This is a genomic window from Chitinophaga sp. RCC_12, from assembly GCF_041360695.1.
Taxonomy (GTDB): domain Bacteria; phylum Bacteroidota; class Bacteroidia; order Chitinophagales; family Chitinophagaceae; genus Chitinophaga.
The window spans coordinates 179,691-204,059 of the sequence record NZ_JBFUPS010000010.1; the positions used below are offsets into that span (position 1 = coordinate 179,691).

The following is a 24,369-nucleotide window of genomic DNA, read 5'->3' on the forward strand; positions in this document are numbered from 1 at the left end:
CAAAGGGTACTATGCAACAGGTGTATGTAGTAGCAGACAATATTGTGGGGCCTCTTGGCAGTACTACCCGGGAAAATTTTGACCAGGTGTTATCTGGCAACAGTGGCATAGCGCAGCATAACAATGCAGCCTATGCCGCTGCTCCGTTTTATGGCGCCATCACAACGCCTGCGCAACTGGATGCCTTTACGGCAAATGCTAACGTAAAAGGATATACGCGGTTTGAGCGGCTGCTGGTTGCCTCCATACAATCGGCCCTGCAACAAACTGCTGTTACGCTTACGGATGCACGCACCGGTTTCATTGTTTCCACTACAAAAGGAAATATTGAATTACTGGAGCAGCAACCCGAAGGCGCCGTACCGCCGCTGGCCAACATGCAGCTGTACACCACCGCAAAGAAAATAGCGGCCCATTTTAACGCCGCTAATGAACCGCTGGTGATTAGCAGTGCCTGTATTTCCGGACTGGTAGCCATTTTAACCGGTAAACGGCTCATTGAATCAGGGCGTTATGACCATGTAGTGGTTACCGGTGCAGATGTGCTCACCCGCTTTGTGTTGTCGGGGTTTCAGTCGTTCCAGGCGGTAAGCGCCGTTCCCTGTAAACCATTCGATGCCAACAGAACAGGCGTTACACTCGGAGAAGGCGCGGCCACCGTGATCCTCAGCAGGGAGAAAGGGAATGCACGCTTTTCACTGGGTGCAGGCGCAATCAGCAACGACGCCAATCATATTTCCGGTCCTTCCCGTACCGGCGAAGAACTGGCGGCAGTAATGCAGCTGGCGGTAAATGGCAGCGGACTAACCGCTGCCGACATCGGTTTTGTATCGGCGCATGGCACTGCCACCCTGTACAACGATGAAATGGAGGCGAAGGCGCTGCACCACGCAGGCCTGGCAGCAGTACCAGTTAACAGCCTGAAGGGCTATTACGGTCATACGCTGGGCGCCGCCGGACTCATAGAAGCAATCATCAGCATGCAGGCCATGAAAGCCGGTGTGGTATTGCCAACAAAAGGATTTGAAATACCCGGTGTAAGTATGCCGGTGAATGTTCATAATACCCTGCTGCAAAAAACATCCCGCCACTTCCTGAAAACAGTATCAGGTTTCGGTGGATGCAATGCAGCGATGGTTTTTAATCTTAACAGCTAAACAAAGTTATTGTCGTGTTTAATAAAGAAACAAAAACAGCACTCGAAGCAAAAGAAGCGGCATTGCGTCTGGCATTTGCCCCCGTTGCTTTTCAGGCTACCCGGGCATTACGTGATATGGGCATTTTAACGGCAGTGAGCAACAGCCGCTCTGCCGGTATTACCATTGAGGAAATAATGGAGCAAACCAAAATGTCGCGTTATGCCGTAAGAGTGTTGCTGGAAGCAGGTTTAGGGATGGAACTGGTGATCGTGAACGATAAACGGTATACCCTCACCAAAACCGGTTACTTTATTTTACATGATCAGCTTACCCGCATCAATATGGACTTTTCGCAGGAAATCTGCTACAAAGGCATGAACCACCTGCAGGAAAGCCTGAGAGAAGGAAAGCCCGCCGGCCTGCGCGAACTCGGTCCCTGGGATACTATTTATCCCGGCCTGTCGCTGCTGCCACCCGAAGTAGGTAAAAGCTGGTTCGACTTCGACCATTACTATTCAGATCTTGCCACCCCACAGGCGCTGGATATTGTTTTTGAAAAGAAACCGAAACGTTTACTCGATATCGGTGGTAACACCGGTAAGTGGGCCCTGGCCTGCACCGCCAAAGATCCGGAAGTGGAAGTGACCATCTTTGATTTACCAGGTCAGGCAGGACTGGCACAGCAGAAAATGAAAGATGCCGGTGTGGAAAACCGCGTGCATTTTCATATTGCCAACATCCTCCACGAGGAAGTGCCTTTCCCGAAAGGCTTTGATGCCATCTGGATGAGCCAGTTCCTCGATTGTTTTTCTGAAGCAGAAATTGTTTCCATCCTGAAACGTTGCCGCGAGGCGCTCAACGAAGGAGGAACTGTATATATCCTGGAACCTTTCTGGAACCGCCAGCAATTTAAATCCGCCGCTTTTTGCCTGCAGCAGACTTCCCTGTACTTTACCGCTATGGCTAATGGTAACAGCCAGATGTATCACACAGATGATTTCTTCCAGTGTATTGACGATGCGGGGTTAACGATTATCGAGGAAAATGACCAGATGGGCATGAATTATACCTTGTTGAAATGTCAAAAAAAATAACCAATTCAATCGCATAAAATTTATAACTCCCAAAATCGTCACTTATGAAAACTGAGCAAGTTGATGTACTGGTAATAGGAGCAGGTCCGGCGGGAACAGTAGCAGCGTCTATTATTCATCAGGCAGGGTACAAGGTAAAAGTGGTGGAGAAGCAGAAATTCCCCCGTTTTGTGATCGGCGAAAGCCTGTTGCCACGCAGCATGGAAGCCCTGGAAGAAGCGGGGTTTATTGATGCCATCAAAGCAAAAGGTTTTCAGCAGAAGTATGGGGCAAAGTTTGTAAAAGGAGATGCGCTCTGCGATTTTACTTTCGAAGAGCAATTTACGCCGGGCTGGACCTGGACCTGGCAGGTAACACGCGCCGACTTCGATAAAACGCTCGCCGACACCGTAGAAAGTATGGGGGTGCCGGTAGCTTATGAAACAACCGTAACGGATATACGTTTTAATGGATCCGATTCCATTACAACCGTGGAAGATAAAGATGGCCAGCAATCGCAGATAGCCGCCCGTTTCATTGTAGACGGCAGTGGCTACGGCCGGGTAATCCCTAAATTATTTAACCTGGAGAAAAACTCCAACCTGCAACCCCGTAAGGCATTGTTTGCCCATACGGTGGATGTGCGCCGTTCAATGGCCGACCAGCCAAACCGCATTACCGCGGTGGTGCATAAAAAAGGCGTATGGATCTGGATCATTCCTTTCTCCACCGGGGTTACTTCCCTGGGTTTTGTAGGAGATCCTGAGTTTTTTGAGCAGTACCCCGGCACCGATGAGGACAAATACCGCGCCCTGCTGGAGGCGGAACCCTATACCAGGGAACGTTTCCGTGATGTAGAGCTGGTATTTGAACCACGTGTTTTACAGTCGTGGTCCGCCACCACGGATAAATTTTACGGAGACGGATTTGTGCTGACAGGCAACGTGACAGAATTTCTGGACCCGATTTTCTCATCTGGTGTAACTTTGGCCTGTGTTTCTTCACAAACGGCGGCAAAACTGGTGATCCGGAAACTGAAAGGCGAGGCGGTTGACTGGGAGAAAGAGTACATGGAGCCTACTATGCAGGGCGTGAATACGTTCCGTTCCTATGTAATGGCCTGGTACGAAGGTACCCTGGATACTATTTTCTTTAAGAAAGATGCTGATCCGCTGATAAAAGGACAAATTTGTTCTGTACTGGCTGGTTATGTATGGGATATGAACAATCCTTTTGTGAAAAATCATGATACTGCCCTAAAACGTCTGGCAAGAACGATTGAATTAACAGAAAAATTAAAAAGCAGCCCTGAGATTGAATAGCGGATCGACATATATTACGGGGAGTTGCGTCATACGGCAAAACAGGGTTTATTTAAATGGCTCTTTGTTGTGGGAAGCGGATTCCGCACTGGAATTACCTGAATTTCTGCGGGCGGGATACGACCGTTTTTCCGGTCAATATCCTAAATTCCATAAAATGGATGCCCTCAGCAAGCTGGGCTGGCTGGCAGCGGAAGTATTGCTGAAAGATACCAGCATCCATTCGTTGTCACCGGAGCAAACGGGCATGGTATTGTCCAACCGAAGCAGCAGCCTGGATACGGATTTGCGGTATTATGCTACTGTAAAGGACTTTGCCAGTCCGGCGCTGTTTGTGTATACCCTGCCCAATATCGTGATGGGAGAGATCTCTATCCGGCATGGTTTTAAAGGAGAGAATACTTTTTTTGTATCAGATGTTTTTGATACGGCTTTAATGAGTACCTATCCGGCACAGCTGCTGGCAGAAACGCCTTTGCAGGCCTGTATTTGCGGGTGGGTGGAAGTCATGGAACAAGCATACGAGGCAATATTATTCCTCGTGGAAAATAAACAGCGAAACAATGCCATCCCGTTAACGGAGGCGGCTTTGTCAGCGTTGTATCAACAAAAAAACAGTTAATAACTTTAATCAAACTACAGTGGAAAAGTTGATGGCGGATCTGAAAGCGCAGATCATAGAACAATTGAACTTGCAGGAAGTAGCACCGGATAGCATTGGCAACGATCAGCCGTTGTTTACAAAGGAGGGGCTTGGGCTCGATTCTATCGATGCGCTGGAATTGATTGTATTGCTGCAACAGCACTACAATATCCGCATTGCCAATCCTGAAGAAGGACCGAAGATCTTCCACTCGGTGCGCACGATGGCGGTGTATATTACCGAAAATCAAACCGTAAAGGCATGAATGAAAAGGTGTGGATAGCAGGTGGTGGTGTGATCTGCGGTATCGGGCTGGACGTACCTGCCTGTATACAATCGTTCCGGGACATGAAGCCCGGTATGGAAGCCATGCAGCACCTGTCTTCTGTTCACCGCAGTACCTTTCCGGTAGCGGAAGTAAAGGCCGATAACGCTACCCTTGCCGATATGGCGGGGATGCCGGAAAATATCAGCCGTACGGCCCTGCTGAGCATGATTGCCGCCCGGGAGGCGTGGCAGTCCAGCGGGTTGGGAGACATTTCCCAATACCGGGTAGGGTTTGTTTCAGGTAATACCGTGGGTGGGATGGATAAAACCGAGGATTTTTTCGCGGAGTACCTGTCTGATCCTCGTGGTGGCCGGTTGCAGAACCTGCTTCACCACGAGTGCGGGAGCATTACTGAACTGGTGGCCGACAGCCTTGGGGTGCGTCATCATATTTCTACCATCAGCACCGCCTGTTCTTCCGGCGCCAACGCATTAATGTATGGCTCCCGGCTGATCCGCAACAACATTGTGGATGTAGTAATTGCCGGTGGTACAGATGCGCTGACCCGCTTTACCCTCAACGGGTTCAATACCCTCATGATCCTGGATCAGCAGCCCTGCCGGCCTTTCGATGATACCCGTACGGGGCTTAACCTCGGCGAAGGTGCAGGTTATGTGGTGCTGGTATCCGACAGCCTGGCTGCCCGTTTGCAGCCCTGGTGCCGCCTCAGCGGCTTCGCCAACGCCAATGATGCCTTTCACCAAACGGCCTCTTCACCGGATGGCACCGGTAACTACCTGGCCATGAAAGGCGCGCTGGATATGAGCGGACTGCAACCACAACAAATTGGTTATATTAATTTACACGGCACCGGCACACAGAACAACGATGTATCGGAAGGAATCGCTATAAACCGGCTCTTTGCACCGTATTTCCCGGCAATGAGTTCTACCAAATCCTTTACAGGTCATACGCTGGGCGCCAGCGGCGGCATAGAAGCTGTATTTTCGGCGCTCGCAGTAAAGGAAGGAATTATTTACCCGAATGCACGTTTCGAACACCAGATGAAGGAGTTACCGTTTGCACCCGTTACCGCCTTTTCTGCAGGTCATGATCTGCAACATGTAATGTCCAACTCATTCGGTTTTGGCGGCAATTGTTCCAGCCTCGTATTTTCAAGGGCCAGTTAACAGCTATAAATTATGCAGATCTATATAAATGGCACCGGTTGTATTTCTCCGCAGGAAACTGCACAGGGAGGCCCCTTGCTGGCCGCTCCAAGGGAATACGAGCAGGTACGCCTGGCCACAGTGGACCCGGACTACAAACAGTGGATTGATGTGAAACAGATCCGCAGGATGAGCCGCGTGGTGAAAATGGGAGTAGGGGCAGCGAATTTAAGCCTGGAAGCAGCCGGTGTTACCGCCCCGGATGCTATCATTACCGGTACTGCTTATGGCTGCCTGGACGATACCGGCGTGTTCCTCACTAAAATGGTGAACCAGCAGGAGGAAATGCTGACGCCTACTGCATTTATACAAAGCACCCACAACACCGTAGCCGGCCAGATTGCCCTGCTACTGGGTTGCAACGGATATAACAACACCTTCGTTCATCGCGGCTTTTCTTTTGAAAACGCCCTGCTGGACGCTATCATGATATTGAAAGAAGGTTCGGCACAACATATTCTCGCCGGAGGCGTGGATGAAATTACGAATCATAGTCACCAGTTGCTGTCGCGTTTCGGACTCTATAAAAAGACGCCGGTAAAAACGATGGAACTGCTGAATAGTCCTTCCAGGGGCACTATTGCCGGAGAAGGCGCTGCCTTTTTTACATTGGGTATTGCCAAACAACCCGGCGCTGTAGCGGAATTATCCGGTGTAAGCACCTTATACAAGCCGCTCTGGGAAGGAGAAGTGATCGGGCACATCATGAAATTCCTGGAAGACAATAATTGCACGCCTGCAGATATCGATCTGATCGTTACCGGCAGGAATGGAGATATTGACCAGGATGAAATTTACGAAGAAGTAGCCGATGCCTTATTTCCTGATCATGCGGAAGCCAGCTTTAAACACCTCTGCGGGGAATACCCTACAGCAGCGGCATTTGGCGTTTGGATGGCGAATGCCATTATAGCGCAGCAGGAAGTGCCGGAAGCAGCGGTGTTTTTTGGCAGGACGCCGGAGAAGATAAAAAAAGTATTAATCTATAATCATCACCAGGGAACACATCATTCGCTGGTATTACTCACTGCATGCTAAACAACAGGATTGTAAATATCATTGCTGTTATCACGCTCCTGGTACTTTTATTCCTGGATAAAGTAATGGCGTATGGTATTTCTTTCTGGTGGTATAGTTTGCCGGTGCTTATTTTTCTCCCGGTAACTGTTTACGGGGCGATGAATATTGAATCGGGCTTTTTTTTAAAGGCGTTCTGTGAGGCCAATACTACGGAAAAGGTAGTGGCACTGTCTTTCGACGATGGGCCACAGGAGGCATATACGCCGCAGATACTGGATATCCTGCGCAGGGAACAGGTACCTGCTGCCTTTTTTTGTATCGGGAAAAATATCAGGGGGAATGAGTACTTACTGAAACGGATATACGAAGAGGGACATGTAATAGGTAATCATACTTATTCACATCACTTCTGGTTTGATATGAAGTTGTCTGGTAATATGCTGAAGGATATGCAGGAAATGGATGCGCTTACGGTAAATGCTACAGGCTTGCATCCACGGTTGTTCCGGCCGCCTTACGGCGTAACCAATCCCAACCTGGCAAGGGCAGTAAAGGCAGGGAATTATCTGCCGGTAGGCTGGAACATACGCTCGCTGGATACTGTGGCAAAAGATGAAACGGCTTTGTTGCACCGGATCATGCAGCAGCTGAAACCCGGAGCAGTTATTTTGTTGCATGATACCTGTAAAATAACTGCCGGTATACTGCCTCAGCTGATCCGGGGCATCCGTGAAAAGGGATACCGCCTGGAGAGAATTGATAAAATGTTAAACGTTCGAGCATATGTGTAAATGGCTGTTAATACTAATTGGATGTGTGGTGAGCCTGCAAATACAGGCGCAGTCCGGATTTAAACCGGTAGCGGACATGGCGCCGCTGAAACAGCAGTTTGCAAAAGCGGCTCAGAGCACACAAAGTATTCAGTGCGATTTTGTACAGGAAAAGAACCTGAGCATGTTGTCTGATAAAATTGTGTCTAAAGGGAAATTCTGGTTTAAGAAAGATAATAAAGTAAGAATGGAATATCTCCAGCCTTCTTATTATCTGCTGGTGATTAACGGGAAAGATATCCGTATCAAAGATGCGCAGAAAGAGAATAAAGTATCGGGAAAGAATAATAAGCTGTTTGAGCAGATCAATAAAATTACGGTGGATTGTGTAAGGGGAACTGTGCTGGATAACGCCGATTTTTCTACCAAAGCCGCTGAAAATGCGCAGTATTACCGCCTGGAGCTTACGCCGGTAAACAAGGTGATGAAAATGTATTTTCAAACGATTGTATTGCTGGTAGATAAACAGGACTATTCTGTATCAAAGATTACGATGGCAGAATCGTCAGGTGATGATACCACCATCAGTTTTTTACATAAACAATTGAACACAAATATCCCGGATGCGGTATTTTCTGCTAAGTAGTTTGTTGGGCATCGTGATGCTGATGGCAGGTTGCCGGTCGGTGTACAAAGGGTTGCAGCCTGTAAACGGCGATGTGAATTGTATCAGGCAGTTCAGCCCGCAGTTCACCTCTACGCTGTACAGCACACAGGTGGATATCCTGAAGCATCACCTGAGCGGACTCCTGTTTTTTAAGCAGATGCCGGATAGCAGTATCCGCGTGGTATTCGCCAACGAGATGGGATTTAAGTTCTTTGATTTTGAATTTGACAAGCAGGGAAATTTCACCAAACACTACCTGATGGCCAAAATGGACAAGAAGGCGGTGGTCAAAACCTTGCAGCAGGACTTTGCGTTAGTACTGCTGCGGCCCGATCTGCGGGCGGCACATACGGCTACGGATAACCGTTACCGTTATACAGTGGTACCTACCGAAAAGGGTAATAACTATTATATCACGGACACAGCCTGTAGTGAACTGGTACGGATAGAAAAGTCGTCGCGCCGCAAACCGGTCGTCACCGTATGGATGCAGCATTATAACAATGGCGTGCCGGATACGATCAACATCCGTCATGAGCATTTCAAATTCAATATTTCATTGCAGAAAGTAGAAAAGTAAAAACGTCACCTTAATTATATAATCACATAAGTTCAATGTTAGCAGGAAATTTTTATACCGTTACAGCGCAATCCCGGGAACCCGGGCAGGTGACTGCCACCATCGAATTGAATGCGGCGCATCCTATATTCCAGGGTCATTTCCCGGAACAGCCTGTAGTACCGGGTGTATGCATGATGCAGACCATTACGGAAATGCTGGAAAGTGCGCTGGATAAAAAGGTGATGCTGAAAAAGGCCAGCCAGATGAAATTCCTGCACATGATAGACCCGGTGAAACAACCACTGGTGGATGTTTCACTTACCTACAAAGAAGATGAAGGAGAGTGGAAAGTGAATGCTACGCTGAAGCGCGACGACAAAACATTTATGAAGTTCCAGGGTATATTCAATTAAGTGACCAGTCAGCCTACACATAACGAACATTTTGAACGTCACCGCGCCGCGGTGCTCATTCCTACGTATAACAACGCCGGTACGCTGGGCGCTGTATTGTCTGATGCGCTTACCTATACCAGTCATGTGATTGTGGTAAACGACGGCGCTACAGATGAAACAGCTGCGGTGCTGGAAAAGTTCCCTTCCCTGCAAATAGTTTCGTATAGCCCCAACCGTGGTAAAGGAGTAGCGCTTCGCCGCGGATTTTCCTATGCGCTGGAGCAGGGTTACGACTATGTAATCACCATGGATGCCGACGGGCAGCATTTTGCGACCGACCTGCCCACCATGTTGCAGCAGATTGAAGAACAGCCCGGGGCGCTGATCATAGGCGCCCGGAACCTGCACCAGGAGAATATGCCGGGCAAAAGTACTTCTGCCAATAAAGTATCTAACTTCTGGTTTCACGTAACTACCGGGTTAAAAGGCCCCGATACCCAATCCGGCTACCGCCTGTATCCCCTGCAACGCATGGGGAGAATGCATTACTTCTGCACCAAATACGAATTTGAGATAGAGGTATTGGTGCGCAGTGCGTGGAAAGGAATCAAGGTGGACTGGACACCGGTGCGTGTATATTACCCGCCGCCGGAAGAGCGGGTGTCGCATTTCAGACCGGTAAGGGACGTTTCGCGTATTACTGTATTGAATACCATACTGGTGTTCGTTACCTTTTTATATATCAAGCCCCGCGACCTGATCCGTTTTCTTTTAAAAAAAGAAAACTGGAAAAAGATGTGGAAAGAAGAAGTGCTGAAGTCTGACGAATCCAATATCAGGAAAGCGGCTTCCATCGGCTTTGGTATTTTTATGGGGATCATACCTATCTGGGGATTCCAGCTGCTGGTATCTATCCTGTTGTCTATAAAATTCAGGTTGAATAAGGCATTGGTACTGCTTTTTGCGCATATCAGCACGCCGCCGCTAACGCCGTTTGTGATCTTTGCCAGCTTCCTGGCAGGCCGGGTGTGGATGGGGCAAACTGCCAAAGACCTGGTATTTTCCAATGGTATTAACTTCGACACCATCAGGGATAACCTGTTGCAATATGTATTTGGCAGCATTACACTGGCAGTATTGGGTGGATTGCTGGCCTGGATAGTGAGTTGGGCAATACTGACAATTTTTAGAAAAGAACGAAGAAATGGGTAATCTTTTTGTAGCGATCCATAATTTTTTTGAGCGGCGTAAAGCATGGCTGTGGTGTTGCACCATCGCCAGTTTTTTGCTGGTTGGATATTTTGCTGCACAAATAAAGCTGGAAGAAGATATTACCAAAATTTTACCGCAGGATAAGAAACTGGACAAACTACAACAGGTGTTCCAGGATTCCAGATTCGCGGACAAGCTGATTGTTACCATCTCCCAGAAAGATACTATACAGGAAGCCCGGCCCGACAGCTTAACGGCTTACGCCGCAGAACTGTCTGTCAGGGCGGGCGCGCAGCTATCACCTTATATCAGGCAGATCCAATCGGAAACAGACGACGCCATGATAATGGGATTGATGCAGGTGATACAACAACACCTGCCCATCTTCCTGGAAAAAAATGATTACGCGAAAATTGATAGTTTGCTGTTACCCGGGCAACTGCAGCAATCGTTACAATATGATTATAATACGCTGATATCACCAACAGGACTGGTGTTAAAAAAGATGATCCAGGCCGATCCCGTAGGCATCTCCTGGATAGGCGTAAAGAAACTGCAACACCTGCAGTATGATGATCAGTTTGAGCTGTACGACAACTACATCATCACCAGGGATCATAAACACCTGATGATCTTTATCACCCCGGCAAATCCGCCGGGCGCCACAAAAATCAATGCACAGTTCCTGAAAGGACTTGATAAAATAAAAGATAGTCTTGATAACCAATACCCCGGCATCGCTGCTTCTTACTTCGGAGGAACCGCTGTATCTGTGGGCAATGCCACGCAGCTAAGACGGGATACTTTTTTAACACAGGGCATTACGGTAGTACTATTGATAGTACTGATCGCCCTGTTTTTCAAAAAGAAAAGAGCGCCGGTGCTGGTGATGCTGCCGGTTATTTTCGGCGGCTTGTTTTCACTGGCATGGATATACGTTATTAAAGGGCATATCTCTGTAATGGCCATGGGTGCGGGCGCTGTCGTACTTGGTATTGCGGTGAATTATTCGCTGCATGTATTTAATCACTACCGTCATTCGCAGGATATCCGCGAAGTGATCAGCGACCTGGCTACGCCTATGACGCTTGGTAGTTTTACGACTATCGGCGGATTCCTGTGTTTGCAGTTTGTGCATTCTCCCATGCTGAAAGATGTGGGGCTGTTTGCCGCACTCAGCCTGGTGGGTGCTGCATTGTTTTCACTGATTTTCCTGCCCCACTGGATGGTGATGGGGCAACAACCGGCGCAGGTAACCGCTCATCATGATAACTGGCTCGACAAATTATCGGCATACCGGCCGGAGAAAAATAAGTACCTGGTAGGCGCTATTTTCCTGTTGACCATCGTGTTTTTCTATACCGCGCGCAACGTATCCTTTGAAAGCGATATGATGCGTATGAACTACATGACGCCGCAATTAAAAGCAGCAGAAGCGCAGCTCAACAGTGTGAATTCTTATGTGGCGCAGTCGGTATACGTGGTATCGGACGGCCGGAACCTGGAAGGGGCGCTTGAAAGCGGCGAAAAGCTGTTGCCGGTTATTGAACAGTTGCAGCAAAAGGGTATTGTAAAAAAGTACGCCGGCGTACAGGCGTTACTGTTATCCAATAAAGAACAACAGGAACGCATTGACCGCTGGAACAAATACTGGACGGCAGACAGGAAACAACAATTGTTGCAATATCTCCGTAGTGAGGGAAGTGCGCTGGGCTTTAGCAAAGCGGCTTTTGATCCGTTCGATCAGCTGATAAACAAAGATTTCAAACCACTTGATCCGGATGCTTTGCAGGTACTGCGTAGCGGTAACCTGGGAGATTTTATCATAGAGAAGAACGGCACTACCTCCGTGGTAACTTTGCTGAAAGTAGATCCGGCGCACAAACAAGCTGTATATGATGCATTGGAAAATATGCCGAATACGACGGTGCTGGACAAACAATACGCCGCTAACCGCCTGGTGGAAGTAGTGAAAGATGAATTTAACAGCATTGCGTGGATGACTTCCCTGCTGGTATTTTTTGCGTTGTTGTTATCGTATGGCCGCATTGAATTGGCGCTCATTACCTTTATCCCGATGGCTATCAGCTGGGTATGGATATTAGGTATCATGGGGCTTTTCGGGATTAAGTTCAATATTGTAAATATTATCCTCTCTACTTTTATTTTTGGTTTGGGAGATGATTACAGCATCTTTATGATGGATGGGCTGTTGCAGGAGTACAGGACCGGAAAGAAAACCCTTTCTTCTTTTAAATCATCCATCTTCCTGTCGGCCATCACTACTATTCTTGGACTGGGTGTGCTCATCTTTGCACAACATCCTTCACTTAAATCTATTGCGCTGATTTCTATTATTGGTATTGGCACTGTAGTACTGATTTCGCAGGTGATGATCCCTTTCCTGTTTAACTGGCTGATCACCGGCCGGGTGCGGAAGGGCTTCGCACCATGGACTTTCAAAGGCTGGACGCTGTCTGTGTTTTCCTTTACTTATTTTGCCATGGGCAGTTTTATCCTCACCGCTATTGGTACAGTATTGATCCGCTGGAATCCGTTCAATAAAGAAAAAGGCAAGGTGTTGTATCACCGTATACTTTCTGCTTATACGCACAGCGTATTGTATATTATGCGCAATGTGAAGAAGCGCATCATCAATCCTTTGAATGAGCAACTAGAGACGCCGGCGGTGATTATCAGTAATCATCAGTCGTTCCTCGATATATTGGTATCCACTATGCTGCACCCGAAGGTGATATTGCTTACCAATCAATGGGTATGGCGGTCGCCGGTGTTTGGGTCAGTGGTTCGCCTGGCGGATTACTACCCCGTAGCGGATGGCGCAGAAGGCGCTATTGACAGGCTGAGGGACAGAGTGAAGGAAGGGTATTCCATTGTGGTGTACCCGGAAGGTACCCGTTCTCCCGATCCGGCTATCAAGCGTTTTCATAAAGGCGCCTTTTATATTGCAGAGCAACTGGGACTGGATATTTTACCAATGGTGATTCACGGTACCGCCTATACGATGAGTAAAGGAGATTTCCTGTTGAAAGATGGGACGGTATCGGTAAAATACCTGCCGCGTATCAGGCAGGAGGATAAGTCGTGGGGAGATAATTACAGCGCACGTACGAAATCTATCAGCCGGTATTTTAAACAACAATACGAGCTATTGCGTGCAGAAACGGAAGTGCCAGAATATTTCCGGGAGCAGCTGAAATATAATTACATCTACAAAGGGCCGGTGCTGGAATGGTATATGCGCGTGAAAACGGCGATGGAAAACAACTACCAGCTGTTTCATGAGTTGCTGCCAAAAGAGGGGCGCATACTGGATATTGGCTGCGGATATGGCTTCATGGATTACATGCTTGTCTGGACCGCACCAGGAAGAACCATCACGGGTATTGACTACGACGAAGATAAGATTGCCACTGCTGCTTACTGTTATAATAAGCCGGAACAGCTGCAGTTTATTCATGGTGATATTTCCGCTACTCCTTTTAATGAATATGACGCTTTTATACTGAGTGATGTATTGCACTATCTGCCTGCCGGTGAGCAGGAAATGCTGCTACAGCAATGTATAGCGCGCCTTACACCGGATGGCGTGATTGTAATCCGCGATGGCGACAGCGATATGGCCAAAAGGCATGAGCGGACGAAGTTCACGGAGTTTATGTCTACCAAAGTAATTGGGTTTAATAAAACAAAAGACCAGCCATTGTCGTTTTTCTCAGCTGCACATGTCCGTAGTCTTGTTCACAAATATGGCGCGGTAGCGGAGGAAATAGACAATACGCGGTACACCTCTAATGTAATATTCGTGATAAAAAAACTTCCCCGGGAGAATTATGCACCACTATGATGTGATCATTATAGGCAGCGGCCTTGGCGGACTGGTATGTGGAGCTATCCTCAGCCGGCATGGGTATCGTGTATGCATATACGAAAAGAACCGGCAAACCGGCGGATGCCTGCAGACATGGTCGCGCGATAAGGTTATTTTTGACTCCGGGGTGCATTATATCGGCGGACTGGCGCCTGGTGAAAACCTCTACAAAGTATTTAAATACCTCGGCATTTATGATAAGCTCCGGCTGAAACGTATGGATATGGATGGTTTTGACCATATCAGTTTTGCCGGCGATGATAAAGTATACCGGATAGCGCAGGGAGAAGAAAATTTTATCCGCACGCTGTTGGAAGATTTCCCTGGAGAAGAAAATGCGCTTCGTGCTTATTGTAATAAGATCACGGAAGTATGCAGCAAGTTCCCGCTGTATAATCTCCGTACCGGCGATTATGAAGAGAAGCGGTCGGTGTTGCAGCTGAATACCGCTGAGTATTTGCGCAGTATTACCAGCAATGAAAAGCTGCAGCAGGTATTGGCGGGTAACAATCTTTTGTATGCTGGCGTAGCAGAGAAGACGCCATTTTACGTACATGCGTTGGTGTTAAACAGTTATATGAAAAGCTCCTGGAAGTGTGTGGATGGCGGCTCCCAGATAGGAAAGCTGTTATGTCGCCAGATCCGGGAGAACGGCGGAGAGGTAATCCGCAACATGGCGGTTACCGCTATCCACGGCGAAGGTGATAAGGTAAATCACATTGTATTACAGGATGGGAGCATGGTACAGGCCACGCATTACATTTCTAACCTGCACCCTGCTCAAACCATGGCGATTACCCACAGCGATGTATTGCGCAGCGCTTACCGCATTCGTATGCAGGGGTTAGAGAACTCTATCGGTGCTTTTGTATTGAACGTAGCATTGAAACCGGGTACCTTTAAATATCTTAACTACAATCATTACTACCATGCCACGGGCAATGCCTGGGCAGGAATTGACTATAAAGAAGAAGATTGGCCGCAAACCTATGCGATGTATGTGTCGGCCAGCTCACGGCATGAAACCTGGGCAGATAGCTTATCCATCATGACCTACATGCGGTACGACGAGGTAAAGCAATGGCAGCATACTTTTAATACGGTGTTGGAAACCGGCAGCAGGGGAGCGGACTATGAAGCTTTTAAAGAAAGAAAAGCCAACCTGCTGATCGGTTGCGTGGAAAAGCAATTTCCTGGCTTCCGTGATTGTATTCATACTTCCTACGTGGCTACGCCGTTATCTTATCGTGATTATATCGGTACCGGCGACGGCAGTATGTACGGCATTGCAAAAGATAGTGCAGATCCGCTGCGGACAATGGTTTCGGCCCGCACTAAACTATCCAATTTGTATCTTACCGGTCAAAACCTGAACTTGCATGGAATTTTAGGGGTAACTATCAGCAGTGTGATCACCTCGGCAGAGTTGCTGGGAATGGATTTTTTGGTAGATGAAATTAATCAGTCAATATATACTTGAAGTGAAAAATAAGAAACGCAGCGGCTGGAGAAGATTTGGACGCATACTACTATACATCATTGGCTTTTTTGTATTGCTTTTTATCGGGCTGGCCATTTACCTGGTATCAGTAAGTAAAATGCCGCCGCCGGTAATAGCCGACCAGCGTGCGTTGCAGCTGCAACGTACTCAACTGGACAGCACCGCGTATACACTGGGTAACAACTGGTTCCGTAAAAGCAACAGTGGTTTATACGAGATGTATGTAGAAGGCGCTCCTTTTGAAAGAGGGGTGATCAACGGGAAGCTCTCCGGGGAGTTGATCCGGCGCCAGGAAGACGTATTTGTGGCGCAGTTCAGCAAAATGGTGCCTTCCACCTTTTACCTGCACTTCCTGAAATATTTTATCGGATGGTTTAACCGCGACCTGGCGGATCATGTGCCGGAAGAGTTTAAAGAAGAAATTTACGGGGAGTCTTTTTCTGCTTCTCCCAACTACGATTATATCGGTACCAACTATGCCCGGCTGATGAACTATCATGCAGCGCACGACATTGGGCATGCCCTGCAAGGCATGATGCTGGTGGGTTGTACGTCGTTCGGCACCTGGAATGACCAGTCGGCCGACAGTAACCTGATCATCGGCCGCAACTTCGATTTTTATATGGGCGATGCCTTTGCGGAACAGAAGATGGTAGTATTCTACCGTCCTGAAAAGGGGCACAACTTTATGTTTGTCACCTGGGGTGGCTTTACCGGCGTGGTTTCCGGCATGAACGACAAGGGACTCACCGTAACCATCAATGCTGCCAAAACCAGCGTGCCTACAGCTGCTGCTACGCCGGTATCGCTGGTAGCGCGGGAAATACTACAATATGCGAAGAACATCCAGGAAGCATGGGAGATTGCGCGGAAGCGTAAGATGTTTGTTTCGGAATCTTTCCTCGTAGGTTCTGCGGAAGATAATAAAGCGGTGCTCATTGAAAAAACGCCTGAGGGCATGGATATGTACAGCTCCGGTAAAAATTTTATTACCTGTACCAACCACTTCCAGGGCGATTCACTGGGCAGCCTGGCCTCTAACAAATTGCAGATAAAGGAAAGCGCCTCTGAATACCGCTACGAAAGGTTGACAGAGCTGATGAAAGAGAAAGGACCCAATACTGTTCAGAAAACGGTGGATATCCTGCGCGACCGCGGTGGTTTACACAACGCCGATATCGGGATGGGGAATGAGAAAGCCATTAACCAGCTGATTGCGCATCACTCTATTGTATTTGAACCTAAGAAAGGGATGGTATGGGTATCTACAGCTCCCTACCAGCTGGGGCAGTTTGTGGCGTACGATCTGAATAAAATTTTCAGCATGCATGGTCTTACTACCGACCATGAAGTATATGACAGCGCACAGAACATTGCGGCTGATAGTTTCCTGCTGTCAAAAGATTATCTTGCCTTTGAAACCTACCGCAGGCTGAGAGACCAGCTGAAAGAAGGAAAGGCAGTGGATATACAGGCATTGATCGCTTCCAACCCGGCTTATTATCATACTTATGTGCTGGCGGGCGATTATGAGTATCAGCTGAAAGCATATGCAAAGGCGAAGGATTATTACGAAACAGCGTTAACAAAAGTAATTGCTACCAAAGGAGAGGAAGATCACATCCGCAAACAACTGGCACTGTGCAATGCTAAACTAAAAAGCTAACCACTATGATCATTGGCATCGGAACAGATATCGTAGAAGTACCGCGTATCGCGGCCAAGCTGGCGAAAGGAGATGGATTCCGTAACCTGGTATTTACTCCTTTTGAAATCAGCTATTGTGAGAACCAGGCGATGCCGGCAGAAAGTTATGCTGCTCGTTTTGCTGCGAAAGAAGCCCTGCTCAAAGCATTGGGTACCGGCTGGGGAAACGGCGGTGTGAACTTCGATGAAATAGAGATCCGCAATAATGAAGTTGGGAAACCGGAATTATTTTTAATAGGAAATGGCGCAGACAGATATGCATCATCAGGCATCAGGAAAATATGGGTATCCTTATCCCATGAAAAAAGTGCCGCTGTTGCAATGGTGATTTTAGAAGGATAAATTTATAGAAGATGTATATACCGGATATTGAACTACAGTCGAAAGCAGCCATCAGGGCCTACCAGGAGAAGGAAGTAATGCGCCTGCTGGGTTACCTGCGAGAATTTTCACCATTCTATAAAGCATGGTTTAAAAAACACGGCATCGTTGCAGACCAGGTTCAATCGCTGGAAGCATTTTCACAAATCCCGCCCGTAACAAAAGAAGATCTCCAGGAACACAACTGGGAATTTCTTTGTGTAGATAAAAGTAAAATAGCCGAATACACTACTACATCCGGCACTTTAGGACGCCCGGTGATCATTGCCTTAACGGAAAAGGACCTGCAGCGTTTAAGCTATAATGAATATATTTCTTTCTGTTGTGCAGACGGTACCGATAGCGATATCTATCAGCTCATGCTCACGCTGGACCGCCAGTTTATGGCAGGTATGGCTTATTACAACGGCATCCGTAAACTGGGAGCGGGCGTACTGCGTGTGGGGCCTGGGGTACCAAGCATGCAATGGGAAAACATTCAGCGGATACAGCCTACCACCATTGTAGGTGTTCCTTCTTTTATTGTAAAGCTGATTGCTTATGCCCAAGAGCATCATATAGATATCAATCAAACGTCTGTAAAGAAAGCTGTTTGCATCGGGGAGAATATCCGTAATACGGATTTTTCACTGAATGTACTGGGCAAGAAGATCACGGAGCAATGGAATATCCAACTCTATTCTACCTACGCATCCACTGAAATGCAAACTGCTTTTACCGAATGTAAAGCCGGGCAGGGTGGTCATCACCATCCGGAACTGCTCTACGTTGAGTTGCTGGATGAAAACAATCAGCCTGTTGCCCCCGGTGAAGAAGGCGAAGTAACTATTACCACCCTGGGCGTGGAAGGCATGCCCCTGCTACGTTACAAAACCGGCGACATCTGCCAGTATCATTATGAAGCCTGTTCCTGCGGCAGACATACGCTCCGGTTATCTCCCGTAATAGGCCGTAAAAAACAGATGATCAAATATAAAGGTACTACGCTGTATCCACCTGCCCTGTTTGATTTGCTCAATGATATGGAAGATGTGAAAGAATTTGTGGTGGAAGTATATTCCAATGAACTTGGTACGGATGAAATACTGCTGCACTTGTGGCCGCGGGAAGAATCAGAGGAAATGGACCGGAAGATAAAGTCCTATCTGCAGGCGAAGCTGCGTGTCATTCCGCAGGTACGGTATACGGGTCAGCAGGATATTATGCGGATGCAGTTCCCGGAGAACAGCCGGAAGCCGGTGAAGTTTTTGGATAACAGGAGTTAAACATGCTGCATAATAAACTCCGCATCAATTTTGAGCTTGTGATAAATTTTCTTCAGAAAATCCACATCCGGATCCCGTTTGCCATTTAATATCTGTGAAAATTTGGCTTCTCCGATATCCAACATACTTGCCATCTCTTTTTGTTTGAGTTTCATCTCAAACATTTTTAACGCTATCATGCCAGCCAATGTAGTTGGCTTAGGGATTGGATAACGTGTATCTTCATAATGCTCAGCAGCGATGGAAAGTTGTTGAAGTTCTTTTAATTCATTAGCACTTAAATTGGATTCACCTTTTTTCATTAATAGGTGAATACGTTGCATTGCGGCAGCATACTCTTTTTCAGTAGAAAAGGAAGGGTTGGGTAACTTTTTCATATTATCGTTTTTACTGTGTGCACACATCACCCCATGTGCAGATGGGCCTGTTATTAAAGCGAGTCAGGTTTTACTTTATCATATTCTTTGTGAGTACCTATAAATCTTATATACACGGTTCGGACACGAAAGAAAATCCTTGCTATTAGTCTGAATTTATTTCCACCTATATCAAAAACGTATAAGTCGTCACCAATATAGTCTACAGTATTAAAGCTTTCCTTTATATCCGAAAACTTTGACCAATCAGCCAGTTTACTAATATAATACCAGTATAATAAAGGGTCAACAGCGTCTGGATGTTTTAAGGAAAACTCATTGATTGCAGTTTTCGAAACGATCACCATAACAAGAGTTTACCTCTCGAAGATAGGAATTAAATTTCAATAAATGAAATTTAATTTAGTTTATTGAAACTTTCGAAATCTGTTTTTATGGCCTAAAACCCCATCACCGCCACCTCTTTCGGGTTATCCAGTTTCACACTTTTCCGCTCTCCGCCCACCAGCACATGCACCATATTTGTTTGCGTGGAATGGCGTTCATACAACAGGTTATTCTTTACCTGTACCTGTTTTGGCGCGGGCACATTTTCCGCTTCCAGGAAGCTCCACACTGCGTCTTCTTCTATTTTATAGCCAATGAAGTGCAGGGGAACATTTTTACCGTCGAGTGTGATCACGAGGTGCTGGGAAAGATAGGCGGAAATATAGCCTTCCACCTGTTTCCGGTTGGAAGGGTGGGTGATATCCAGCGGCATTTTATACTGTGCTTTAAGGGTATTTTCCAGGTCGTCTGTAAAAATGCGGCAGCTTACCTGCAGTTCCTTTTTACCGGCGTCGTGCGAAATCTCTGTCACGCTTGCATAGAAGGGATGCAGGGCTGTGAGCCACAAAGTCATCCACCATTTACATAATAATAAACCCACTGGACTAAGATTTTAAAAAAAATTAACTTTTACTTTTTATAATTACCAAAATTATAGAAAAGGGAACAATGGATGAGTTGTATTTTCAGCTGGGGTGGCAACATATTATAAATTGGGATGCGTATGACCATATTCTTTTTATAATAGCGTTGAGTGCCATATACCTGCTGCGTGATTGGAGGAAAGTACTGGTATTGGTGACCGCATTTACCATCGGTCATTCTATTACGCTGGCTTTGAGTGTGTTACATATTGTTCGTATACCTGCGGCGCTTATTGAGTTCCTGATACCGGTCACTATTTGTGTAACGGCTGTTTCCAACATTATCCGGAAAGACGATGAGCCGCAAAAGCTGCAACTGAACTATTTTTACGCCTTATTTTTCGGTTTAATTCACGGACTGGGGTTTTCCAATTATCTGAAAAGTTTGCTGGGAAGCCAGGCAAATATTGTAAAGCCACTGCTGGGATTCAATTTAGGGCTGGAATTCGGGCAGATCATCATTGTGATGTGTATACTGCTCATTTCCTCTGCGATCGTGAATTTTGGAGGCGTAAAACGCCGGGATTGGAACATGTTCCTTTCTTCTGCCACCTTTGGCGTCGCATTTTTAATGATCATTCAAAGCGTAAGAGCACTGTTTATATAATACTGTTTATGAGAAAACAACTTTACCTCGCGGGGGTATTGTGTTGCAGCGTTTTGTTGCTGCAGGCGCAAAATAACCCGGGATCCAACCATGGCAACCGTTTTGAGCAGCTGGGAACCATGCTGCAAACACCCAACATGTACCGCTCGGCCTCCGGCGCTCCCGGCCCTAAATACTGGCAGCAAAGAGCCGATTACGAGATCGAGGCGCAACTGGATGATGAGCAGCAGAAACTCACCGGCGCAGAAACCATCACCTACTTTAATAATTCTCCCGATCCGCTTACCTACCTGTGGCTGCAGCTCGACGAGAATGAACACGACAGCAAAAGCGATAACCAGCAGTTCAATGAAAGCCGTATGTCTGATAAAATGACGCTGGCTACGTTGAACAACATTCTGCCTTCCGGGAAGGACCTCGGCGTAAAGATTGTAAAGCTCACAGATGCCGATGGCAAAGCATTGCCTTATACCATCAACCAGACCATGCTCCGCATCGACCTGCCAAAGCCATTGATGCCCGGCGAGAAGTACCGGTTTAAAGTATCCTGGTGGTATAATATTTCCGATCGTATGACCATCGGGGGCCGCGGAGGGTATGAATATTTTCCGGAAGATAAAAATTACCTGTACACCATTTCCCAGTGGTATCCGCGACTGGCAGTATATTCCGACTTCCAGGGCTGGCAGAACAAGCAGTTTACCGGCAGAGGGGAATTCGCCCTCACGTTTGGGAACTTTCGTGTACGCATGACCGTTCCTGCCGATCATGTGGTGGGCGCCACCGGTGAATGCCAGAACTATAAAGAAGTACTCACACCGGCGCAATACCAGCGCTGGCAACAGGCGCAGAACAGCAAAGAGCCTGTTGAAGTGGTGAGCCTCGACGACGCAAAGAAAGCCATGCAGGGCCACGCCGGCAAAACAAACACCTGGGTATATGAAGCGCAGAATGTACGCGACTTCGCCTGGGTATCTTCCCGCCGCATCGTATGGGACGCCCTGGCTACCAATGTGGAAGGCAACAAGGTAATGGCCATGTCGTACTACGGGCCGGAAGCCTATCCGCTCTACCGCCGTTATTCTTCGAAAGTAGTGGCGCATACCCTTCAGTCCTACTCCAAACATACTATTCCATATCCTTACCCGGTGGCTATTTCTGTAGAAGCGGCCAACGGCATGGAATATCCAATGATCTGTTTTAACTATGGCCGCGCCGATAAAGACGGCACCTACAGTGAGTCAACAAAGAACGGGATGATCGGGGTAATCACCCATGAAGTGGGGCACAACTTCTTCCCCATGATCGTGAACTCCGATGAAAGGCAGTGGACCTGGATGGATGAAGGCCTCAATACCTTCTGCCAGTTTATGGCGGAACAGGAGTGGGACAGCAACTTTCCTTCTTCCCGCGGGCCTGCTCATAAGATCGTGGATTATATGAAGATGCCGAAAGATCAGCTGGAGCCCATCATGACAAACTCCGAGAACATCGTGCAGTTTGGGCCCAATGCCTATGCAAAACCGGCTACAGGATTGAACATCCTCCGCGAAACTATCATGGGCCGCGACCTGTTTGATTTTGCATTTCGTGAATACGCACGCCGCTGGGCCTTCAAACATCCCACACCGGCCGATTTCTTCCGTACCATGGAAGACGCCTCTGCAGTAGACCTGGATTGGTTCTGGCGCGGATGGTTCTTTGGAACGGAACCGGTGGATATCTCTATCGACAGCCTCAAATGGTATCGCATGGATGGCAAGAATCCGGAAGAAACAGCCAAAACAGCGCAGGCAGCCTACGATAAAAATATGGATCACGTAGCGATGCAGAGGAATAAGGCGGCCGGCGTAAAATACACGGTGGACCAGGATACCAGCCTGCAGGACTTCTACAGCAAATGGAACCGCTTCGAGGTAAGCCAGGAAGATAAAGCGGCTTACACTCAGTTCTATAACGACCTGAGCAAAGAAGAAAAAGCCTTGTACGACAGTAAGAAGAACTTTTACCAGCTGACATTCTCTAATAAGGGAGGGCTGGTGATGCCGCTCATCATTGAGTGGACGTTTGCAGATGGCACCAAAGAAACCGACCGGATCTCCGCCTACATCTGGCGCAAAGATGAAAATGCCGTTACAAAGGTGTTTGCAAAAGATAAAGAGGTAGTAGCCGTGAAGCTTGACCCATTGCGTGAAACAGCCGATATCGATGAAAGCAACAACAGCTGGCCACGGGAAGCTGCTCCCTCCAGGTTTGAGTTGTTTAAGTCATCAGGAGGTATCCGTGGCGCTTCAACCGGCGATAACCCGATGAAGAAAGCAAGTACAAAATAAACAAGCTATTTTATATTTTGTGGCGGCTATCATCCTGGTATGGTAGCCGCCATACTTTTTTTAGAGTCTTTTAAAAGCCCGAGTTATGAAAGGAATAGCCCGATTTTTATTATTGATATGCCTGGCGCAAACAGCCAGGGCCGCGGATGTAGATACCGTTTCTATTCACAGCGGCAAAATGCAGCGTGCCTACAAATGCGTGGTCATCACCCCCAATACCTATAAAAACGGTACGCAACGCTACCCGGTGGTATACCTGCTGCACGGCGCCGGTGGCAACTTCGCTAACTGGGTAACCAACGTACCCATTATCAAAGAGCTGGCAGACACCTATCAGTGCATGATCGTATGCCCCGATGGCGCAGTAACCAGCTGGTATTTCGACAGCCCCATAGACAGCTCCATGCGTTTTGAAACCTATGTGTCGAAGGAAATTCCACAATACATTGACCAGCATTACCAGACCTTACCCGAACCCGCTCACAGGGCCATCGCCGGTTTAAGCATGGGTGGCCATGGTGCTATGTTTCTTGCCATCCGCCACCAGGATGTATTTGGAGCCGCCGGCAGCATGAGCGGCGGCGTGGATTTTCGCCCCTTCCCAAAAAACTGGGACCTGAAAAAACGCCTGGGCGAACCCGGCACAGATGGCGCTAACTGGTACGACTATACAGTGCTCAAGCAGGTAGATAGCCTCAAATCCGGCGCATTGTCCATCATCATCGATTGCGGGGTGAAAGACTTCTTCATCGACGTAAACCGGGATCTTCATAAAAAATTATTACTGGCAGGTATCGCCCACGACTATACGGAGCGCCCGGGAGAACACAACTGGAAATACTGGGCTAACGCGGTGAAATACCAGCTGTTGTTTTTCCACGAGTTCTTTCAAAGGTAAAAAGCGAATTTTGTCTTGGCTCAGGATTACGCTGATTTTACTGATTACCTGGATTTTTACTTTTTGATTTTTTTTGATTTTTAGATTTAATAATAGTTAAGGGAGATTAAAGCGAATATATCCGCTTTAATCTCCCT

General features: G+C 47.5%; 23 protein-coding genes. 20 read left to right on the forward strand and 3 right to left on the reverse strand.

Translation table 11 applies throughout. The annotated features are described in order from the left end of the window. The first annotated feature begins 11 nt into the window (after positions 1–11). The 17 genes from AB6805_RS25625 (at position 12) to AB6805_RS25705 (ending at position 19,046) form a co-directional block, all read left to right on the forward strand. The gene (locus AB6805_RS25625) at positions 12–1,157 is read left to right on the forward strand and encodes a beta-ketoacyl synthase (RefSeq protein WP_370912298.1); all 1,146 of its coding nucleotides are present in this window, start codon (positions 12–14) and stop codon (positions 1,155–1,157) included. A gap of 14 nt (positions 1,158–1,171) precedes the next feature. Next, positions 1,172–2,233, forward strand: coding sequence for a methyltransferase (locus AB6805_RS25630; RefSeq protein WP_370912299.1), 1,062 nt, complete (start codon positions 1,172–1,174; stop codon positions 2,231–2,233). 44 nt (positions 2,234–2,277) lie between these two features. Then, positions 2,278–3,534 carry an NAD(P)/FAD-dependent oxidoreductase gene (locus tag AB6805_RS25635; protein ID WP_370912300.1) on the forward strand — a complete coding sequence of 419 codons (1,257 nt, stop codon included), beginning with the start codon at positions 2,278–2,280 and terminating at the stop codon, positions 3,532–3,534. A 67-nt stretch (positions 3,535–3,601) separates the two neighbouring features. Next, entirely contained in the window at positions 3,602–4,156 is a 555-nt protein-coding gene (locus tag AB6805_RS25640) for a beta-ketoacyl synthase N-terminal-like domain-containing protein (protein WP_370912301.1), read from the forward strand. Positions 4,157–4,175: 19 nt separating this feature from the next. After that, positions 4,176–4,442: a phosphopantetheine-binding protein gene (locus tag AB6805_RS25645; protein WP_079470532.1), complete on the forward strand. Its 267-nt coding sequence runs from the start codon at positions 4,176–4,178 to the stop codon at positions 4,440–4,442. After that, positions 4,439–5,635, forward strand: a complete 1,197-nt coding sequence (locus AB6805_RS25650) for a beta-ketoacyl synthase (RefSeq protein ID WP_370912302.1) — start codon at positions 4,439–4,441, stop codon at positions 5,633–5,635. The genes AB6805_RS25645 and AB6805_RS25650 overlap by 4 nt, the downstream gene beginning before the upstream one ends. A gap of 12 nt (positions 5,636–5,647) precedes the next feature. Continuing rightward, positions 5,648–6,712, forward strand: coding sequence for a beta-ketoacyl synthase N-terminal-like domain-containing protein (locus tag AB6805_RS25655; protein ID WP_370912303.1), 1,065 nt, complete (start codon positions 5,648–5,650; stop codon positions 6,710–6,712). After that, a complete protein-coding gene (locus AB6805_RS25660) occupies positions 6,706–7,485 on the forward strand; it encodes a polysaccharide deacetylase family protein (RefSeq protein WP_370912304.1) in 780 nt (259 codons plus the stop codon). The genes AB6805_RS25655 and AB6805_RS25660 overlap by 7 nt, the downstream gene beginning before the upstream one ends. Continuing rightward, the gene (locus AB6805_RS25665; RefSeq protein ID WP_370912306.1) at positions 7,478–8,110 is read left to right on the forward strand and encodes an outer membrane lipoprotein carrier protein LolA; all 633 of its coding nucleotides are present in this window, start codon (positions 7,478–7,480) and stop codon (positions 8,108–8,110) included. The genes AB6805_RS25660 and AB6805_RS25665 overlap by 8 nt, the downstream gene beginning before the upstream one ends. Next, a complete protein-coding gene (locus tag AB6805_RS25670) occupies positions 8,088–8,711 on the forward strand; it encodes a hypothetical protein (protein WP_370912308.1) in 624 nt (207 codons plus the stop codon). Before AB6805_RS25665 ends, AB6805_RS25670 begins: the two co-directional genes overlap by 23 nt. A 35-nt stretch (positions 8,712–8,746) precedes the next feature. Next, positions 8,747–9,106 (forward strand): 3-hydroxyacyl-ACP dehydratase, encoded by a 360-nt coding sequence (locus AB6805_RS25675; RefSeq protein ID WP_370912310.1) that lies wholly within the window; start codon positions 8,747–8,749, stop codon positions 9,104–9,106. Then, positions 9,107–10,300 (forward strand): DUF2062 domain-containing protein, encoded by a 1,194-nt coding sequence (locus AB6805_RS25680; protein ID WP_370912312.1) that lies wholly within the window; start codon positions 9,107–9,109, stop codon positions 10,298–10,300. Continuing rightward, on the forward strand, positions 10,293–14,168 hold the full coding sequence (locus tag AB6805_RS25685; protein ID WP_370912314.1) for a 1-acyl-sn-glycerol-3-phosphate acyltransferase: 3,876 nt from the start codon (positions 10,293–10,295) through the stop codon (positions 14,166–14,168). Before AB6805_RS25680 ends, AB6805_RS25685 begins: the two co-directional genes overlap by 8 nt. Beyond that, positions 14,155–15,672, forward strand: coding sequence for a phytoene desaturase family protein (locus AB6805_RS25690; protein ID WP_370912316.1), 1,518 nt, complete (start codon positions 14,155–14,157; stop codon positions 15,670–15,672). The genes AB6805_RS25685 and AB6805_RS25690 overlap by 14 nt, the downstream gene beginning before the upstream one ends. Position 15,673: 1 nt before the next feature. Continuing rightward, complete coding sequence (locus AB6805_RS25695) at positions 15,674–17,359, forward strand: C45 family autoproteolytic acyltransferase/hydolase (protein ID WP_370912317.1); 1,686 nt, start codon at positions 15,674–15,676, stop codon at positions 17,357–17,359. Between the two features lie 5 nt (positions 17,360–17,364). Then, positions 17,365–17,742: a holo-ACP synthase gene (locus tag AB6805_RS25700; protein WP_370912319.1), complete on the forward strand. Its 378-nt coding sequence runs from the start codon at positions 17,365–17,367 to the stop codon at positions 17,740–17,742. An 11-nt stretch (positions 17,743–17,753) separates the two neighbouring features. Then, positions 17,754–19,046, forward strand: a complete 1,293-nt coding sequence (locus AB6805_RS25705) for a phenylacetate--CoA ligase family protein (RefSeq protein ID WP_370912320.1) — start codon at positions 17,754–17,756, stop codon at positions 19,044–19,046. On the opposite strand, the gene AB6805_RS25710 is transcribed toward AB6805_RS25705, so the two are convergent. The 3 genes from AB6805_RS25710 to AB6805_RS25720 form a co-directional block, all read right to left on the reverse strand. Further along, positions 19,043–19,423 carry a type II toxin-antitoxin system HigA family antitoxin gene (locus tag AB6805_RS25710; RefSeq protein WP_370912321.1) on the reverse strand — a complete coding sequence of 127 codons (381 nt, stop codon included), beginning with the start codon at positions 19,421–19,423 and terminating at the stop codon, positions 19,043–19,045. The genes AB6805_RS25705 and AB6805_RS25710 overlap by 4 nt on opposite strands. 53 nt (positions 19,424–19,476) lie before the next feature. After that, complete coding sequence (locus AB6805_RS25715; protein WP_370912322.1) at positions 19,477–19,770, reverse strand: type II toxin-antitoxin system HigB family toxin; 294 nt, start codon at positions 19,768–19,770, stop codon at positions 19,477–19,479. Between the two features lie 92 nt (positions 19,771–19,862). Further along, positions 19,863–20,351: a DUF6702 family protein gene (locus AB6805_RS25720; RefSeq protein ID WP_370912324.1), complete on the reverse strand. Its 489-nt coding sequence runs from the start codon at positions 20,349–20,351 to the stop codon at positions 19,863–19,865. A gap of 68 nt (positions 20,352–20,419) precedes the next feature. On the opposite strand from AB6805_RS25720, the gene AB6805_RS25725 reads away from it, so the two are divergent. The 3 genes from AB6805_RS25725 (at position 20,420) to AB6805_RS25735 (ending at position 24,232) form a co-directional block, all read left to right on the forward strand. After that, on the forward strand, positions 20,420–21,001 hold the full coding sequence (locus AB6805_RS25725) for a HupE/UreJ family protein (RefSeq protein WP_370912325.1): 582 nt from the start codon (positions 20,420–20,422) through the stop codon (positions 20,999–21,001). Between the two features lie 8 nt (positions 21,002–21,009). Beyond that, entirely contained in the window at positions 21,010–23,334 is a 2,325-nt protein-coding gene (locus AB6805_RS25730; protein ID WP_370912326.1) for a M1 family metallopeptidase, read from the forward strand. A gap of 85 nt (positions 23,335–23,419) precedes the next feature. Next, positions 23,420–24,232 carry an alpha/beta hydrolase gene (locus AB6805_RS25735; protein WP_370912327.1) on the forward strand — a complete coding sequence of 271 codons (813 nt, stop codon included), beginning with the start codon at positions 23,420–23,422 and terminating at the stop codon, positions 24,230–24,232. The last annotated feature ends 137 nt before the right edge of the window (positions 24,233–24,369 follow it).

What these genes read in the sequence shown, in the direction of transcription:
- AB6805_RS25625 (WP_370912298.1), top strand. Translation starts at nt 12, where the DNA reads ATGCAACAGGTGTATGTAGTAGCAGACAATATTGTGGGGCCTCTTGGC.
- AB6805_RS25635 (WP_370912300.1), top strand. Translation starts at nt 2,278, where the DNA reads ATGAAAACTGAGCAAGTTGATGTACTGGTAATAGGAGCAGGTCCGGCG.
- AB6805_RS25650 (WP_370912302.1), top strand. Translation starts at nt 4,439, where the DNA reads ATGAATGAAAAGGTGTGGATAGCAGGTGGTGGTGTGATCTGCGGTATC.
- AB6805_RS25655 (WP_370912303.1), top strand. Translation starts at nt 5,648, where the DNA reads ATGCAGATCTATATAAATGGCACCGGTTGTATTTCTCCGCAGGAAACT.
- AB6805_RS25660 (WP_370912304.1), top strand. Translation starts at nt 6,706, where the DNA reads ATGCTAAACAACAGGATTGTAAATATCATTGCTGTTATCACGCTCCTG.
- AB6805_RS25665 (WP_370912306.1), top strand. Translation starts at nt 7,478, where the DNA reads ATGTGTAAATGGCTGTTAATACTAATTGGATGTGTGGTGAGCCTGCAA.
- AB6805_RS25670 (WP_370912308.1), top strand. Translation starts at nt 8,088, where the DNA reads ATGCGGTATTTTCTGCTAAGTAGTTTGTTGGGCATCGTGATGCTGATG.
- AB6805_RS25675 (WP_370912310.1), top strand. Translation starts at nt 8,747, where the DNA reads ATGTTAGCAGGAAATTTTTATACCGTTACAGCGCAATCCCGGGAACCC.
- AB6805_RS25685 (WP_370912314.1), top strand. Translation starts at nt 10,293, where the DNA reads ATGGGTAATCTTTTTGTAGCGATCCATAATTTTTTTGAGCGGCGTAAA.
- AB6805_RS25690 (WP_370912316.1), top strand. Translation starts at nt 14,155, where the DNA reads ATGCACCACTATGATGTGATCATTATAGGCAGCGGCCTTGGCGGACTG.
- AB6805_RS25700 (WP_370912319.1), top strand. Translation starts at nt 17,365, where the DNA reads ATGATCATTGGCATCGGAACAGATATCGTAGAAGTACCGCGTATCGCG.
- AB6805_RS25705 (WP_370912320.1), top strand. Translation starts at nt 17,754, where the DNA reads ATGTATATACCGGATATTGAACTACAGTCGAAAGCAGCCATCAGGGCC.
- AB6805_RS25710 (WP_370912321.1), bottom strand. Translation starts at nt 19,423, where the DNA reads ATGAAAAAGTTACCCAACCCTTCCTTTTCTACTGAAAAAGAGTATGCT.
- AB6805_RS25715 (WP_370912322.1), bottom strand. Translation starts at nt 19,770, where the DNA reads ATGGTGATCGTTTCGAAAACTGCAATCAATGAGTTTTCCTTAAAACAT.
- AB6805_RS25725 (WP_370912325.1), top strand. Translation starts at nt 20,420, where the DNA reads ATGGATGAGTTGTATTTTCAGCTGGGGTGGCAACATATTATAAATTGG.
- AB6805_RS25730 (WP_370912326.1), top strand. Translation starts at nt 21,010, where the DNA reads ATGAGAAAACAACTTTACCTCGCGGGGGTATTGTGTTGCAGCGTTTTG.
- AB6805_RS25735 (WP_370912327.1), top strand. Translation starts at nt 23,420, where the DNA reads ATGAAAGGAATAGCCCGATTTTTATTATTGATATGCCTGGCGCAAACA.